The 16,483-nt window shown below is 64.8% G+C and carries 12 protein-coding genes; 6 read left to right on the top strand and 6 right to left on the bottom strand.

Annotated elements, in window-relative coordinates; all coding sequences use genetic code 11:
• The first annotated feature begins 37 nt into the window (after window positions 1-37).
• Window positions 38-1,543: a sodium/proton antiporter NhaB gene (gene nhaB, locus DWB85_RS05800; RefSeq protein WP_117953261.1), complete on the top strand. Its 1,506-nt coding sequence runs from the start codon at window positions 38-40 to the stop codon at window positions 1,541-1,543.
• 1 nt (window position 1,544) lies between these two features.
• Here the strand turns inward: nhaB and dnaQ are convergent, their stop codons facing one another.
• The 3 genes from dnaQ to DWB85_RS05785 are packed head-to-tail and all read right to left on the bottom strand — an operon-like array spanning window position 1,545 to window position 3,574.
• Window positions 1,545-2,294 carry a DNA polymerase III subunit epsilon gene (dnaQ, locus tag DWB85_RS05795; protein ID WP_117953260.1) on the bottom strand — a complete coding sequence of 250 codons (750 nt, stop codon included), beginning with the start codon at window positions 2,292-2,294 and terminating at the stop codon, window positions 1,545-1,547.
• Between the two features lie 33 nt (window positions 2,295-2,327).
• Window positions 2,328-2,762 carry a ribonuclease HI gene (rnhA, locus tag DWB85_RS05790; RefSeq protein ID WP_117953259.1) on the bottom strand — a complete coding sequence of 145 codons (435 nt, stop codon included), beginning with the start codon at window positions 2,760-2,762 and terminating at the stop codon, window positions 2,328-2,330.
• Window positions 2,759-3,574, bottom strand: a complete 816-nt coding sequence (locus tag DWB85_RS05785; protein WP_117953258.1) for a methyltransferase domain-containing protein — start codon at window positions 3,572-3,574, stop codon at window positions 2,759-2,761. Before DWB85_RS05785 ends, rnhA begins: the two co-directional genes overlap by 4 nt.
• Before the next feature lie 73 nt (window positions 3,575-3,647).
• Between DWB85_RS05785 and gloB the strand changes: the two genes are divergently transcribed.
• The 4 genes from gloB (at window position 3,648) to DWB85_RS05765 (ending at window position 7,980) form a co-directional block, all read left to right on the top strand.
• Entirely contained in the window at window positions 3,648-4,421 is a 774-nt protein-coding gene (gene gloB, locus DWB85_RS05780) for a hydroxyacylglutathione hydrolase (protein ID WP_117953257.1), read from the top strand.
• A gap of 170 nt (window positions 4,422-4,591) precedes the next feature.
• Window positions 4,592-5,872: a LysM peptidoglycan-binding domain-containing protein gene (locus tag DWB85_RS05775; RefSeq protein WP_239017229.1), complete on the top strand. Its 1,281-nt coding sequence runs from the start codon at window positions 4,592-4,594 to the stop codon at window positions 5,870-5,872.
• 8 nt (window positions 5,873-5,880) lie between these two features.
• Window positions 5,881-6,996, top strand: a complete 1,116-nt coding sequence (locus DWB85_RS05770; protein WP_117953255.1) for a class I SAM-dependent methyltransferase — start codon at window positions 5,881-5,883, stop codon at window positions 6,994-6,996.
• Window positions 6,997-7,110: 114 nt separating this feature from the next.
• Window positions 7,111-7,980, top strand: coding sequence for an LLM class F420-dependent oxidoreductase (locus tag DWB85_RS05765; RefSeq protein ID WP_117953254.1), 870 nt, complete (start codon window positions 7,111-7,113; stop codon window positions 7,978-7,980).
• On the opposite strand, the gene DWB85_RS05760 is transcribed toward DWB85_RS05765, so the two are convergent.
• Window positions 7,977-11,318: a UvrD-helicase domain-containing protein gene (locus DWB85_RS05760; protein ID WP_133300569.1), complete on the bottom strand. Its 3,342-nt coding sequence runs from the start codon at window positions 11,316-11,318 to the stop codon at window positions 7,977-7,979. The two genes, DWB85_RS05765 and DWB85_RS05760, sit on opposite strands and share 4 nt — an antisense overlap.
• Complete coding sequence (locus DWB85_RS05755) at window positions 11,315-13,993, bottom strand: PD-(D/E)XK nuclease family protein (RefSeq protein WP_162846022.1); 2,679 nt, start codon at window positions 13,991-13,993, stop codon at window positions 11,315-11,317. Before DWB85_RS05755 ends, DWB85_RS05760 begins: the two co-directional genes overlap by 4 nt.
• 121 nt (window positions 13,994-14,114) lie before the next feature.
• Here DWB85_RS05755 and DWB85_RS05750 point away from each other — a divergent pair, with 121 nt between their 5' ends.
• Complete coding sequence (locus tag DWB85_RS05750) at window positions 14,115-15,191, top strand: 3-deoxy-7-phosphoheptulonate synthase (protein WP_117953251.1); 1,077 nt, start codon at window positions 14,115-14,117, stop codon at window positions 15,189-15,191.
• Window positions 15,192-15,837: 646 nt separating this feature from the next.
• Here DWB85_RS05750 and nfuA read toward each other — a convergent pair.
• The gene (gene nfuA, locus DWB85_RS05745; RefSeq protein WP_117953250.1) at window positions 15,838-16,413 is read right to left on the bottom strand and encodes a Fe-S biogenesis protein NfuA; all 576 of its coding nucleotides are present in this window, start codon (window positions 16,411-16,413) and stop codon (window positions 15,838-15,840) included.
• Window positions 16,414-16,483 lie beyond the last annotated feature (70 nt).

Raw genomic sequence — 16,483 nt, 5'->3', positions numbered from 1 at the left:
CGCACTCCGTTTTAGTCTCGCTGAAAATCCCGCCGCTATGAGTGACTCTGTAAGCAATGCCCTGTGGAAAAACTTCCTGGGATCATCACCTGTCTGGTACAAGCAGACCATCATCGCTTTCCTGGCCCTGAATCCGGTCTCGCTCTACCTCCTGGGGCCCTTTGTCACCGGCTGGTTCCTGATAGCGCAGTTCATTTTCACCCTCGCCCTGGCCCTGCGCTGTTATCCACTGCAGCCCGGCGGCCTGCTCGCCCTGGAGGCGATAATCCTCGGCATGACCAGCCCGCAAATGGTGTTCGAGGAAACCCTCGCCAACTTCGAGGTGATTCTGCTGCTGATGTTCATGGTGGCCGGCATTTACTTCATGAAAGAGATGCTGCTGTTCGTGTTCACCAAGATCCTGCTCAAGGTCAAGTCCAAGATTGTCCTGTCGCTGCTGTTCTCCATCACCGCCGCGATGCTGTCCGCCTTCCTCGATGCGCTGACCGTGACCGCCGTGCTGATCAGCGTCGGCGTGGGTTTCTATTCGGTGTATCACAAGGTCGCTTCCGGCAAGGGGCTCGGCCAGGAAGACCACGATCACTCCCAGGACGAGTCGATTCAGGAGGACAACCGGGACGATCTGGAGGAGTTTCGGGGCTTCCTGCGCAGCCTGTTGATGCACGGCGCCGTTGGCACCGCCCTCGGTGGCGTGTGCACTCTGGTGGGCGAGCCCCAGAACCTGCTGATCGCCACGGTGGCGAAGTGGGACTTTGTCAAATTCGTTACCATCATGGCGCCTGTCACCCTCCCCGTGCTGACCTGTGGCCTGCTGACCTGCCTGCTGCTGGAAGTCTCGGGCAAGTTCGGTTACGGCGCCCAGTTGCCCCCGAGGGTGCGGGCGGTGCTGGAAGAGTTCGAGGCCAATGAGCAGTCGCAGCGTAATTCACGCACCAATGCCCGTCTGGCGATACAGGCCCTGGCAGCCGTTATCCTGGTGCTGTCACTGGCCCTGCACCTGGCGGCCGTGGGCCTGGTCGGGCTGATGATTATTGTCCTGCTCACCGCCTTTAACGGCGTTGTCGAGGAACACCAGATTGGTCACGCCTTCGAAGAGGCCCTGCCCTTTACCGCCCTGCTGGTGGTATTTTTCTCCATTGTTGCGGTCATTCACGAACAGCACCTGTTTACCCCGGTGATCGATACGGTGTTGGCCATGGAGGCCACCATCCGTCCGGCCATGTTCTTCCTCGCCAATGGCGTTTTATCGATGATTAGCGACAATGTGTTTGTGGCCACGGTTTACATCACCGAGGTCAAGAATGCGCTGGACGCCGGAACCATCAGCCGCACGGAATTCGACCAGTTGGCGGTGGCTATCAACACTGGCACCAACCTGCCCTCGGTGGCCACGCCCAACGGCCAGGCGGCGTTCCTGTTCCTGCTCACCTCGCAGCTGGCACCGCTGATTCGCCTGTCCTACGGCCGCATGGTCATCATGGCCCTGCCCTACACCCTGGTTCTGGGCGGTGTTGGCCTGGCCTGCGTGAGCCTGTTTATCTGAGTTATCCCGCCGGACCGCTCTCCGGCCCGGCGCTCCCCAGTTCCTGCCACAGCACCCGGCCCCCGCTGGCAGCGGCTATGGCCTGTAACTGGGCCTGGTGGGCAGCCAGTTCATCCGCAGACGCCGGGATTACCGGCAGCGGCGCCCGGTCCGCGGGCAGGCGAATAATGCGCTCGGCGCGCCGGGCCCCACCCTCACCGTCGGAATCATTGTCAGACAACTGAAAGGTCGTCTGGCCGCCGGTCATCGTGAGGTAAACGTCGGCCAGAATCTCGGCGTCCAGCAGGGCCCCGTGCAGGTCCCGCTGTGAGTTGTCGACGTGGTACCGCTGGCACAGGGCGTCCAGGCTGTTGCGCTGGCCGGGGTGCTTGCCCCGGGCCATCACCAGGGTATCGACCACCCTGCAGCGCTCCTCCAGCGCAACGGCATCCGGGTCCAGTCGCTGGATTTCGCTGTTGAGGAAGCCCAGGTCAAAGGGGGCATTGTGGATGACCAGCTCCGCACCCTCGATAAAGGCCAGGAACTCGCTGACCACCCGTTCGAATGCAGGTTTATCGGCAAGAAACTCGTTGGTAATGCCGTGCACCTCGATGGCGCCCTGGTCGATTTCCCGCCCGGGGTTGATGTACTGGTGATAGTGGTTTCCGGTCAACCGCCGGGTATCTATTTCCACGCAGCCGATTTCGATGATCCGGTGGCCCTGGGATACCTCCAGGCCAGTGGTTTCAGTATCGAGGACAATTTGTCTCACGTAACGCTTATTCCCTGTTCTGTTCTGTTCTGTTCAGGCCAGTTCGTCGATGCCGCGGTTGGCCAGCTGATCGGCGATGTCGTTTTCCCGGTGCCCGCTGTGGCCCTTGACCCAGTGCCAGTCCACCTGGTGGCGCTGACTCTGTTCGTCCAGGGCCTGCCAGAGGTCGACGTTTTTCACCGGTTTCCTGCTGGCGGTTTTCCAGCCCTTGCGTTTCCAGCCCGGGAGCCAGCTGGTGATGCCGTTTTTCACGTAAACCGAATCGGTGGTCAATACCACCCGGCAGGGCTCCTTCAGCGCGCGCAGCCCCTCGATTGCCGCCTGCAGTTCCATGCGGTTATTGGTGGTCTCGGCCTCGCCGCCCCAGAGCTTTTTCTCGTTCCCCTGGAAACGCAGCAACACCCCCCAACCGCCGGGTCCCGGGTTACCGCGACAGGCCCCGTCGGTAAAGATTTCAACCTGCTTCAATGCAACAGCTCTCCGGTCGCCCGGCGCGCGGCAGCACCCGGGGTCCGGGTGGGGGCATTGGGTGCGGGTGTGGGAGCGACGCCCGGCCTGGGCACCGCCAGGTCGATCAGTTTCTCACCGTGCCGGCGCAGCCTCGAGCGTGGCCGGTTCTGCGCCGCCACCTGCTTGATCGCCCGCTGCAGGTAGAGCCCGCCAATGGGCAGCCGGTGCTGCTGGCACCAGTTATCCAGCGACTCTGTCATCCGCCGCACCCTGCCGCTGCCCACCGGCGGTACTGCATAGACGTGGGCGTGCTCGCACAGTTCAAAATTAAGCAGGTGCAGCCAGTCGGCCAGGCGGCTGTTGCTCACCGGGAAATGTCCGTGCCAGGGCGATTTGCGCGACAGCCCGCGGACCCTGGTCACCACCCCACGCAGGCTGTAGGGATTGAAGCCAATCAACAGCAGCTGGCCCTGGGGGGTCAGCACCCGCTGCAGCTCGCGCAGAACTTGGTGAGGATTGGCCACGAATTCGAGACTGTGATGGGCGAGGATGACGTCGACACTGTCGCTCTCCAGCGGTATCTCCCCGGACTCGCAAACCAGGCCAATATCCGAACCCGGCCGGTTGCAGGCCTGCACCCGGTGGTGGATCCGGCAGTCGCCGAACAGCGGCTCGCCCTGCAAGGGGCCAATCTGCAGGATGTGGTAGCCAAAGGCGTTGTCGAGGAAGGGGCTAAGCTCCGCGCGCAGCCTGGACAGCAGGTATTGACCCCGGTCGCGGCGGTACCAGGATTCCAGTTCTCGCAAAATGTCGTTAAACTGCCCGCTCATGGCGCCGGACTGCCTCCCTAGATCAGTTCAGGCCCCATGGTACTGCATTTCCCCCCTTTTGAAACGGTAAGCCATGCTCAATATCCGCCCCATCGAAGCATTCAGCGACAACTACATCTGGCTCATCACCGCTGATGAGCACCGGCAGGCCTTTGTGGTCGACCCGGGCGACGCCACCGTGGTTGAGCAGGCCCTGGCGGCCGAGGAACTGGACCTGGTCGGCATACTCATCACCCACCACCACTTCGACCACGTGGGGGGGCTGGCCGAACTCAAGGCGGCCCACCAGCCGCTGGTGTACGGTCCCGACAACCCCGCAATTGAAGGTATTGACCGCCGGGTGACAGCCGGCGACCGGGTCGACGTCCTGGGCCAGTCGTTCTCGGTAATGGAAGTGCCGGGTCACACGCTGGATCACATCGCCTATTTTGCCGGCGGCGACACGCCGCTGCTGTTCTGTGGCGACACCCTGTTTGCCGGCGGCTGCGGCCGGCTGTTCGAGGGGACGGCGCCGATGATGCACCGCTCCCTGCAGTCACTGATGGAACTGCCGGCATCGACCAGGGTCTACTGCGCTCATGAATACACCCTGGCCAACCTGGCCTTTGCCCAGGCCGTGGAGCCCGACAACGAGGCCCTGGCCCGCCGCATGGCCGAAGCCCGCGCTGCGCGCGACCGCGGCGAGGCTACCGTGCCCTCGACCCTGGCCCTGGAGCGGGCCACCAATCCCTTTGTCCGTTGCGACAGCGCCGAGCTGCAGGCCGCGCTGCAGGCCCAGCAGCGACTGGAGGATGCTTCGCCCGCGGCCGTGTTCGCCACCGTGCGGGCCTGGAAGGACAATTTCTGAATAATCCGGCAGAAATAACTGGCTCCAATGACGACTGTGGATTTAGATTGAGTCGTTACGCCACCCCAGACAAGCAAACAAAAAAGTCGATTAATCAACGAAATATCAATATGTTAAAAACGCTTCTTGTCGCTATTTCTATGTCTGTATGGCTGTCCGCGTGCCAGTCCATGCCGACCCCGGAAAGCACCGACACCAGCCCCGGCGCTGCCGCTATCAAGACACAGCCCGCCCCGGCGGAGGTCGAGAAGCAGGCAGTGGCAAAGGCGACTCGCAAGCCGCCAAAAGACCTCTGGGAGCGCATCCGGCGCCAGCTGAGCTGGCAAACCATCCACAATACGCAGGTGGGTGACGCCCGGGATGCCTATTTGCGCCAGCCCAACTACCTGCCCGTGGTGGCCGAGCGGGCCCGCCTCTATCTCTACTACATCGTCGAGGAGGTAGAACGCCGGGAGCTGCCGATAGAGCTGGCCCTGCTGCCGCTGGTGGAAAGCACACTCAATCCATTTGCCACCTCGTCGGAACGGGCGGCCGGTCTGTGGCAAATCATGCCGGCCACTGGCCAGTACCTCGGCCTGGAACAGAACTGGTGGTACGACGGGCGCCGGGACATTCGCGATTCCACCCGTATCGCGCTGGATTACCTGGAGTCGCTGTACGCCGAGTTCGACAACGACTGGATGCTGGCGCTGGCGGCCTACAACTCCGGCAAGGGCCGGGTGTCGCGGGCGCAACGCTCCAACAGGGCCGCCGGCAAGCCCACGGATTACTGGTCACTGAAACTGCCCCGGGAAACGCGCCACTACGTGCCCCGGCTGATCGCCCTGACCCAGATCGTGGCCTACCCGGAAGCCTTTGAGGTCGAAATCCCCCGGGTCCCCAACAAGCCTGCCTTCGTGGTAGCCACTACCGGCGGCCAGATCGAACTGGCCCGGGCCGCGGCGCTGGCAGAGGTGGAGATGCACGTGCTCAGGGCACTCAACCCCGGCCAGCTGCGCTGGGCCACCTCCCCGGACGTCGCCCAGGAACTGCTGCTGCCACCGGGCACGGAAGTCCGCTTCGCCGAGGGCGTTGCCGGCCTGACCGAGGCGGACCGGGTGCGCTGGGAGCACTACCGCATTCGCAGCGGCGACAACCTTATTCGCATCGCCAAAAAATTTGATACCGAGGTGGGCCTGTTACGGGAGGTAAACAACATCCGCGGCAGCATGATTCGCGCCGGTGATACCCTGATGATCCCCTATGGCAGCGACTGGGCCAGCAGTATGGCGATGGTATCCCGCGAGGAGCGCCAGCGCCGGGGTTACCGGGTGCGCCGGGGTGACTCCCTGTACCGGATCGCCGGCAAGTTCAACGTTTCGGTCAACGACATCATCGCCTGGAACTCGCTTGACCCCGGTGAGTACCTGCAGCCCGGGCAACGACTCACCCTGTACGTGGGCGGCAGCTAGCCGGAGCCATGGCGGCTTCCGCGCCTGTCCGCCTGGACTGCCCCCAGGGGTGCTTCGAACTGCGGCGCTATCCGGGCCGCAAGCAGGAACCCCTGCAGGCATGGACCAGCGCCGACCTGCTGCTGCTGGAAGCGGCCCAGGGGGACTCCGGACCCTGCCTGGTGGCCAATGACGAGCACGGTGCGCTTTCCACCGCCCTGGCGCCGGCCGCTCTGTGGACCGACTCGGCCCTCGCCGCGGCAGCAACGGCCAGCAACTGCCGGCGCAACGGGATCACTGCGCCGGTAATCATCTGGAGCACCGGGCCACCGTCCGGCCCCTTTGACCGGGTGTTCATGCGAGTGCCCAAGTCCCTGCCCTACTTTGAGTACCAGCTGGCCCGGCTCAACGCGGCCCTGCCCGCGGGTAGCAGACTACACTGCGCCGGCATGGACAAGCACCTGTCCCCCCAGACTGGCGACATCATGGAGCAGTATTGTGACCAGGTGCAGCGCCACCGGGGCCAGCGCAAGGCGCGCCTGTTTACCGCCCTGACCAGCGGCCGGCCTGCGCCGGCGACACCCGCATTGAGAGGCTATTACTGCGAGCCCGCCGGCGGTGAACTCACCGCCCTGCCCAACGTGTTCAGCGGCGACCGGCTGGACATTGGCAGTCGCTTTCTGCTGCAACACCTCAAGCAGCTGGGACCGGCAGGACACGCCGCTGACCTGGCCTGCGGCAACGGCGTACTGGGCATTGCGGCCCTGCGCCAGGGCATTGCCTCCAGCATGCTGTTTGCCGACGAATCGGCAATGGCCATTGCCTCAGCCCGCGCCAATTGCGCGCGCCTGCTGCCGGGAGCAGAGCCGGTTTTTCATCACGGGGATGGACTCCTGGCCTGCGCGGACCGCTTCGACCTGGTGCTCTGCAATCCCCCTTTTCACCTCGGCCATACAGTCGATGACTACGCGGGGAAGAGGCTATTGCAACAGGCTGCCGCGCGCCTGCGTACCGCTGGCAGCCTGCTGCTGGTCGCCAATCGCCACCTGCATTACGGGCCCGGGCTCAGGCGCCGGTTCCGCCAGGTGGAGAGACTGGCCCAGAACAACAAGTTCATTATCTGGCGGGCCGCGGGCGCTTGCTAAGCACAGCGCCGGGGGCTATGTTATCTGCCCCGTCCCGCGCTGGATCAACCGGGTCTGCGCGTTGTGACAGCTGAACAACTATAAAAGGAAAGTCAATAATACAGGGAGCAGCGGGTGAAGTTTGTTCTTTCTACCTCCTTCAGCACGGTGGCGCACCTCACCGAACTGGCGCCGGTCGCCGACACCCACGGCTGGCACGCCATGTCATTCTCCGATCACGTGGTGCACCCGGAAAACATCAGCACCCCCTACCCCTATACCAGCGACGGCACTCGCCGCTGGCAGGCGTATACCGACTGGCCCGACCCATGGGTAACCATCGGGGCACTGGCGGCCATCACCAGCCGACTGCGTTTCACCAACAATGTGTTTGTGCTGCCCATGCGCAATCCCTACCTGGCGGCCAAGGCCATCAGCACCGCCGCGATTATCTCCAACAACCGCATCACCCCCGCTTTCGGTGTGGGCTGGTCGCGGGATGAATTCGCGCTGATGGAACAGGACTTCACTACCCGCGGCAAGCGCACGGACGAGATAATCGAAATCATGCGCCTGCTGTGGACCGGGGAAATGGTCAGTTACCGCGGCAGCTATTACCAGTTCGAGCCCATGGAAATGAACCCGGCTCCCACCGCCCCCATCCCGATCTGGATCGGCGGTATATCCGAGCCGGCCATGCGTCGGGCGGCGCGACTCGCGGATGGCTGGGTCTCCGACCTGCAGACATCGGCCGAGATCGTCGACTGCATTGCCAGCATTCGCCGTTGGCGCAGCGAGTACGGTCGCGACAGGGAACCGTTTGAGGTCATGGCCACCCCTTCCGACGCCTGGGATATAGACGGCTACCGGCGGCTGGAGGATGCGGGGGTCACCCACATCATGACCATGCCCTGGCCCTTTTATCACGGTGACAGCGATGCCCTGGCGGACAAGCAGGACGCCATCCGCCGCTTTGCCGATGACGTTATCGCCCGCTTCGACTAGGGCGGCGCGTCTACCGGGTGGAGCAGGCCCAGGCTGGTAAAGTACAGGGCGCAACGCACCGGCTCTGGCCCCAGCCCCTGCACGGCACAGCGATAAAGCGCCAGTTGCTGACGGTAGCGCTCACTCTCGTCGGCCAGGAATTCCTGCTGCGCAACACCCGCGGCGGGCCCGCTGCTCTTGTAGTCAATGACCCAGCGCACCCCGCTGGCAGCGTCGACAAAGGTGCGGTCGATCACGATATCGCGTGCGATACCGCCATCGTCCAGCGTCAACGCCAGTTCGCTGTGGGCCTGCTCATGTGAGGAGGCCAACAGCCAGCGGCCGCAGCGCTCGTCGGCCAGGGTCCGCTGCACAGCCGCTGCCACCCGCTCCCGGGCGTCGCCAAGTGCCTCGCCCGCCAGGCCCAGCGCGGCAAGCCGTTGTTGCGCCCGCTCCAGCAGCGCCGCCGGCAGCGCCTGGGGCAGGTCCCGCTCAAGGCTCAGGGCTTCCAGCAGCTCATGGATAACCGTGCCCACGTGACGTTCCCGCCAGTTGAGGGCCGGGACCGGCAGGTTGGCGCCGGCCTCGGCGACAGCTGCCGCAACAGGTGCGGCGGGGAGTGACTGCAGGCTCAGCAGGCCAGCGGGGCCCCGCTGCCGCTCCCGTTCCAGCGCGGCAGGAGCGTGCACCACCATCTGCTGCTCAAATACCGGCCAGATCGGCGCCAGCAGAGCGCCATCGCCGGGCGGCCGCAGGTCCGGCTGCTCACCCTCGGCGCAATCGTCACCGCCGCCCAGGCAGGCACTGAGCGTGAGCCGCTTGATGGCCCGGGTAGCGCCGACATAGAGCAGGCGCGTGGTTTCCAGACGGTACTTTTCCCGCCGTTGTTTTTTCAGGAAGTTGTACAGCCCCGGCGTCTTGTCATCGGAGTGGTCGTCGGCTGCCAGCAGGAAACCCCGTTCCCCAGCACTGCTGTTGTATTCGTCCCACAGCAGCAGATCACGGCTGTCGCCGCGAGTGGCCTGCCCCAGGGCGGGAATCAGCACCCAGTCGAATTCCAGGCCCTTGGACTTGTGCAGGGTCATCACCTGCAGCCGCGCATCCGGGTCGTCGCCGGAGGCGTACAGCCGGGCTATGCGCTGCTCGAGCCACTGCACATCGAGGCCTATGCCTTCCGCGTCTGCGTCCTGCAGCAGACCGAGAAAACGCTCGGCATCAGCGAGAAAGCGAGTCTCGCGCAGGCAGCCTGGGCCACCGAGGAACTGCCACAGCTGCTCTACCCACACCCGCAGTGACAGCCGGTCACGTTTCTGCTCGGCCCAGCGCAGGCACTGGCCGACCCGGGACAGGCGTGCCGCGCCCTCCGCGCTCATGCCACCGGGCACCTGGCCACTGCCCAGCAGTGCCGGAATGTTCTGCAAGCGTGGCTCGCTCGAGGCCGCCGACAGCGCCGCGAGATCAGCCAGCGACAGGGCGCACCAGGGCGCCCGCAACAGGGCGTAAGCGGCGACCCGGTCCGCCGGATTGGCCAGCACCCGACAGAGCGTCATCAGGTCGACGATGGCGGGTGAGCCCGCCAGCGCGTCCATTTCCTGTGACGCAAAGGGCAGCCCCTGATGGCGCAGCAGCTGCAGGACAGGCGCCAGCTGCCCGCGGCTGCGGCCGAGGATGGCGATGCTCTGCAGCTGCGGATCCGCCAGCCCGTCCCTGAGCTGGGCTAATAACCACCGGGCTTCCTGGTCCCGCGCCTGCTCGCCCCAGAAGGCGTTCAGGGACACCGCGGGCTGCTCGCCCGGCTCCTTCACCGCTACCGCATCGGTAAAACTCACCCGCCCGCGGCGGACGTTGTCCTCGCTGGGAAACGCAATGCTGAAGGTGGCGTTGACCCAGTCGACCACGCCCTGCTGCGAGCGAAAGTTGCAGCGCAGGGCCAGGGTTTCCGGCACCAGGCCGTTGAAACCCTCTTCTCTGGCCTTGAGAAACAGTCCCACATTGGCGTTGCGGAAACCGTAGATAGACTGCATGCCGTCACCGACGATAAACACCGTACGCGGATTTAGCGGATTGCTTTCATTGTGTTCCGCCCAGCCCCGGGTCAGGCGGGTGACCAGCCGGTACTGGTTGATGGCCGTATCCTGGAACTCATCCACGAGAATGTGTTCGATACTGTAATCGAGACGCAAGGCCAGTTCGGTGGGGGCGTCATCCTCCCCCAGGGCATCGAGTGCCGACAACGCGACCTGGCTGTGATCCACCACGCCGCGGCGCTCGAACACCAGCAACAGGCAGGCGGCCAACAGCGGCAGCACGTGGGAGAGGTGCAGCACCAGTTGCCAGGCCTCACTGTGATTGTCCATGCTGGGCAGCGAGGACAGCGCCGCCAGGTCCGCGGCCAACCCTGGCACCGCGCTCATCCGGGTGACCAGGTCCTTGAAATGTTCCTTGCGCTCCCTGGCCTCGTCGCTGCCGGTGGGAAAGCCGTTGTTGACCGTCACCGACTTGCGGAAGCTGCCACCCTGGGTCAACAGCATCTGCCCCAGAGAGCGCCACTGCTCGAGCTTATCGGCGCTGGCCGCGGGAAATTCCGCCGGCACACTCTCACCCAGGTTTTGCCTGGCGTAGCAGAACAGGTCCAGCAGTTCGTCCTGCCAGGGATCCAGCAGGGTCGCCAGTTCGCCCAGGGTTTCGCTGATCACCGACGCCACGGTGTGCCGCAGCGCCCGCTCGGCGTCAGCGGACGAACGCCGGGCCCCCATGTAGTCGTGCCACTGGTCGCGCTTGGCCAGCATGGTCACCAGCAATTCGCTCAGCCGTTCCCAGTTGTTGTCAAAGTGCAGCAGCAGTTGATCGAGGTCCTGCGCTTCCGGGCGCCGGGAGCCGACCAGTGAAAACAGTTCGGCCACCGCTTCCCGGTACAGGGGCGCGGCATCGTCCACTGCCTGCACCTGGCCGCCAAAGCGGCTGAGGATTGGCATTTGCCGGGTCAGTCCGGCACAGAAACTGTCGATGGTCTTGATATTGAGGCGGGAGATGTCCCGCGACAGGTGCCAGTTTTCAGCGTCGCTTCTGCGCAGGGCTGCCAGCGCGAGCTCGCGCGTGACCTGCTGGTGAGCACCGGCTACCGGCAATCCCTGCCGGGCTGCCTCCAGGGCCTGCAGCACCCGCTCGCGCATTTCGGCGGCGGCCTTGCGGGTAAAGGTAATGGCCAGCACCTGTTCCGGACGCTGCACCCTGCCCAGCAGCCCCAGCAGACGCTGGATCAGCAGTTCGGTCTTGCCCGAGCCCGCCGGCGCGGTGACACAGAAACTGCGGCTGACATCCAGCGCTTCGGCGCGCTCCCTGGCATCGGCAATGGTCACGCCCCGTCCTCCCCAGCAACGGCGACCCGGCACAGGGCGTCCAGGCCACAGAAATTACAGGCGCTGGCCAGCGGATCTACCGCGGCCTCGCCGGCGATAAAATCCTCCGCCAGGCGCGACAGGTTGCGCTGCCACTCGCCGAGCAGGGAATCCCAGTCCTCGCAGGCGGAATAGCGCTTCACGCCCTTTGCTATATCATCCTGGACGCCGCTGACACCGCTCACCTGCCCGAGTCCCAGAAAGCGGCTCTGGCGGGGCCTGACCTCGGCAAATGCCAGCGCCGCGACCGGGGACGCCAGCCCGTACAGCGGCAACTGCGGCTGTGACGGGCGCTCCCCCAGCCAGTGGGCCAGGCTGTTGCGGCCGGACTTGTAATCGATCAGCAGGCGGGAACCGTCGCCGAGCTCGTCGATCCGGTCCACCCGCAGCTTCAGTTCCAGTTCGCCCAGCCTGAAACTCAGCGGGGCTTCCCGGGCGATCACGGTAAACGGTGCCCGGCTGCGCTCCAGTTGCAGCCACTCCTGCAGCAGCTGCCGCAGGCGCTCCCGCTCCAGGTCCAGGCAGTGCATGCCGACCAGCTGGCGCAGGCCCTCGGGCACCGCCGCCAGCGCACTGTCGACGGCGCTGCCCACCGCCGCGGCGATAGCCGCCTCGTCGGCGGCGTGCAGCCGGTCGCTGTTTTCCAGGCTGCCCCAGAGGGCATACAGGGCGTCGTGCAGAATACTGCCGCGGTCGGCCGCACTGAGCCCGGCCCGGGTGTCGGCCAGCGGTTCCAGCCGCAGCCGTTTGCCGGCAAAGGCCTGGAACGGGCAGTTCGCCTGGGCCTGGATGATACCGCTGCCGCCGCGAACGGCGGCCAGCTCAGCCTCCGTCAGGGGCGGCGCCTGATGGTCGCGGCGGTACAGTAGCTGCGCCTCGCCGGCCAGTTGCAGCCACTGGGCGGGTGGCCCGGCGGCGGTATCCACAGCGTCCAGGCTGGCGCCCCGCAGCAGTGGGCTGGGCAGTTCCGGGGCGCCGTCCAGCTGGCGGGCGTAGCTTCCGGTCATGTGCCGGCAGCCGGCACGGTACTGGCGCATCAGCGTCGCGGCATACTGCCACTCGCGCTCACTGCTGCTGTGCGGCATTTCATGCCTGCGCTGCAGCACCATGGGAATAAAGGGGTTGGGCCTGGCCGGCGCCGGCCAGCGGCTACCCTGCAGGCCGCAAAACCAGATATCGTCGAACTGCAGCCCTGCCGCTTCCAGCGGCCCCAGCACCTGGATACGACTGTCGGCGGTCTGGGGCTGTGATACCTGCGCCTGGCAGCAGCGTTGCAGCAGGGCCACCGCCGGACCCAGGTCCAGCTCGCCGCAAAGGGAGTCGTGGGAAGCGAAAGTCTCCAGCACCCGGTACCAGGATTCCACCTGCTGGTACTCCAGGGAATCCAGCGGGCCGGAGCCGGGCCAGCCCCAGGCGTCCAGCACCCGGGTCAGGTCGGCAACCCAGGCGGAGGGCGCTTGCCGCAGCCGCTGCAGGCGCATTTCGCTGCACTGGGATAAGACTGTACCGAGGCTGAGGCCCTGCTCGTCGGCCACTTTTACCCGCCTGGCAAGGTAGCGCAGCCGGCCGCTATCGACCTGCTCCGCGCCGTCCTCGAACAACTGCTGCAGCAGCTTCACGCAGCGCGCATCGTCCCGGTCAGGCAGCGCGACGAAGCGCGAGCGGACCAGGCCGAGGATATCGGCCATGGGCAGCTGGCTGCCGCAGCTCGCCAGCACCCGCAGGGCATCGCGCACCACCGGGGCCCGGTCCAGGCTGATGCCGGTGGAGAAATTGACCGGCAGGGCCGTGTAATTTTCGCCGAGGCAATCAAACTCCCGGCGCAACAGGTACTCAAGCGGCGCCCGGTCAGCGTGCATGTCCGCCAGCAGTATCCCCAGCCGCGCCTGCGGCCGCTGACGGTACTGCTCCGCCGCCCACCGGGCGACGGCGCCCAGCTCTGCCTGCCGGTCCGGATAGCTGCGGGCCACCAGGGGAGCCTCGCCCGCCGCGCTGGCGACCTCGACCACCTCAGTCGCCAGCCGCTTGAGACAGGCCCGGTGCAGTGGGGTCACGTCATCGAAGTCAACCAGGGCTACCCGCGGCAGCTCCCCGCCTGCAGCCACACCGGCCAGCGCCACCAGGCGGTCAACCGTCGTCAGCGCCTGCAGTTGCGCCAGCCGCTGTTCAAAGGCCTGCAGCCAGCGCTGGAAGGTGCTGCAATCGGGGTCCAGGCGAAACTCGCTGGCCACCGCGGGCCGGGCCATGTCCAGCTGCGCCCGCAGCAGGTTGTCACGGGCCTGGCGGGCGAGGTCGGCGGCCGAGCCGCTCTGCAACAGGCTGTATTCGCCGTGTTGCGCCCGATCATCCTCGATCACCAGCCGCCACAGCTCCGACTCCTGCTGGCCGGTCAACACCCGCCCTGCCTCGACCTGGCCCTTGTTCACCGCCGCCTGCCAGCACTGTTCCAGCCAGTGCTCGAGCGCCTTCACGGCGGCGGGGCGCCATACCTGTTTGCCGGCGCCCATTTGTTGCCGATCCCATTCCGCCTTGATGCGACGTGCCAGGCGCAGGTTTGGCGTCAGCAGCAGGACGCCGTCGTCAAGCAGGGCTTGCAGCCTGCCCAGATCAAAAAGGGGGGAACTGTTCGTGGGCACCAAAGCCTCCTGCCGCGCCCGGATGGCGCCTACCCAAATGCCGGACTCTGCTATAGAATGGCCCGCCTTCAAACAACGTATCGGGCCCCGGAGCGGGGATTTACTGTATCAGGTAACAGGCATGAGCAACAACGAAGTCCACAACATCAACGTCGATTCCCAGGGTGTACTGGTGACGCCGGAGCAGCTGTGGGACGCACTGCCGATGTCCGCGGCCGTCAGCCAGACCGTGGCCGACAGTCGCCAGGTGATCTGGGACATCCTCGACCGCAAGGATCATCGGCTGTTCGTCGTGGTCGGCCCCTGCTCCATCCATGACCCCAAGGCCGCCATGGACTATGCCCGCAAACTGAAAGCGCTGGCCGATGAGCTTGAGGACAGCCTGTACATCGTCATGCGTGTGTACTTTGAAAAGCCGCGCACCACCGTGGGCTGGAAAGGCCTGATCAACGACCCCCACCTGGATGACTCGTTCAAGATCGAGGAAGGCCTGCATATCGGTCGCAAACTGCTGCTGGATATCCTGGAACTGGGTCTGCCCACCTCCACCGAGGCGCTGGACCCGATTTCCCCCCAGTACCTGCAGGACCTGATCAGCTGGTCAGCCATTGGCGCCCGCACTACCGAGTCCCAGACCCACCGGGAGATGGCCAGCGGCCTGTCCTCCGCCGTCGGTTTCAAGAATGGCACCGACGGTGGGTTGACGGTGGCCACCAACGCGCTCAACTCGGTATCCAAGCCCCACCGTTTTCTCGGCATCAACCACCTGGGCCAGGTTTCGGTGTTCACCACCAAGGGCAACCGGCACGGCCATATTGTCCTGCGCGGCGGCAGCAGCGGCCCGAACTACGACTCGGTTCATATCCGCCTGTGTGAGGAGGCCCTGGAAAAGGCCGGGCTGGCGAAAAACATCATGGTTGACTGCTCCCATGCCAATTCCAACAAGCAGCCGGAGCTGCAACCGCTGGTGGTGGAAAACGTGGGCAACCAGGTGCTGGAGGGCAATGACTCCATTGTCGGCCTGATGATCGAATCCAATATCCACGCGGGCAACCAGTCGATTCCGGACAATCTCGATGATCTCCAGTACGGCGTTTCGGTTACGGATGGCTGTATTGACTGGGAGACCACCGAGGCTTCGCTGCGCAAACTGCGCGACACGGTGAAGGACGCACTGAAGGCACGCCAGTCTGGCTGAGGTCGGGCTTCACGCACTCTGAAAGGCGGGCTTTGGCTCGCCTTTTTTGCTCGGCACTTCGCACCCGGTCCGGCGTCGGGATATACCTTCCTCCACGGCCCCAAGCTCCGCCGGGTTTTTGGGCTGCTGCGCAACTCGACCATTTTTTGCTGCGCAAAAAATCGGGACTCAGACAGTGCTCGCAGAAGGCCCCCAAAAACCCGGCTGGGCAAAAAGCAGGGGCCTGATTGTTCCGGAAGGTATATCCCGACACCGGGCCTCACCACCGCGATAACTACAGGGAAGGCCAGTCGAATTCGGATAATCAGGACAGGCCTGTTTCGAGGGCCTCTGTAGTGTGAAGCTATGTCATCGGCCGGGATGGGCAAGCGTGGCAGGAAGCAAGGCCTGGCACTGGGGTTTACCTTGCGGAACAATCAGGCCACCGCTTTTTGCGCAGTGGAGTTTTCGGGGGCTGTCCGCGAGGACTGTCTGAGCCTGCCTAGGGGTTGCGTACAGCAACCCCTGGCGAGTTCCGCAGCGGCCCGAAAACGGAACGGAGCTTGTGGCCGTGGAGCAAGGTAAACCCCAGTGCCGGGCCGGGTGCAAAGTCGCAAACAGGAAAAGGCCAGCCAAAAGCCCGCCTTTCAGGTAAACAGCATCAAGTCTAATAGAAGGCCTGGGAACGGTCCGAATGGTCGGTCATGTCGCGGACGCCGGCGAGTTGCGGCACCTGCTCCATGAGGGTTTTCTCGACCCCGCCCTTGAGCGTCTGATCCACCGCGGAACAGCCCTGGCAGCCACCGCCAAAGCGCAGCACCGCATAGTTGTCTTCGGTGAGCTCCACCAGGCTGACCTCGCCGCCGTGGGCGGCCAGGGCCGGGTTGACCTCGTTGTAGAGGACGTAGTTGATACGGTCTTCCAGCGGGCTGTTCTCGTCCACCCGGGGCATCTTCGCGTTCGGCGCCTTGATGGTGAGCTGCCCGCCCATGCGGTCCTTGGAGTAGTCGACCAGGGCGTCCTCCAGGAATGGCAGGGAACGGCCCTCAAACCAGGCAGTGAATTTGTCGAACTCGTGCTCCTCATCGCCCTCTTTCACGTCGCCGTCGCGACAATAGGCGATACAGGTCTCGGCGCGGGGTGTACCAGGCTGGTTGATGAAGACCCTGACACCCAGGGCATCGTCCTGTTTGGCGAGCAATTCCGCCAGGTAGTCCTGGGCGGATTCGGTAATGGTAACCATAATACGTTCTTTCCGAGTAATTTAGTCAGGTATTCTAAAAGATTGGGGGCGCGATCGCGAGTTTTCAAGC

The organism is Seongchinamella sediminis, from assembly GCF_003457605.1.
Classification (GTDB): Bacteria; Pseudomonadota; Gammaproteobacteria; order Pseudomonadales; family Halieaceae; genus Halioglobus; species Halioglobus sediminis.
This window is presented reverse-complemented; position numbering and strand designations above follow the sequence as displayed.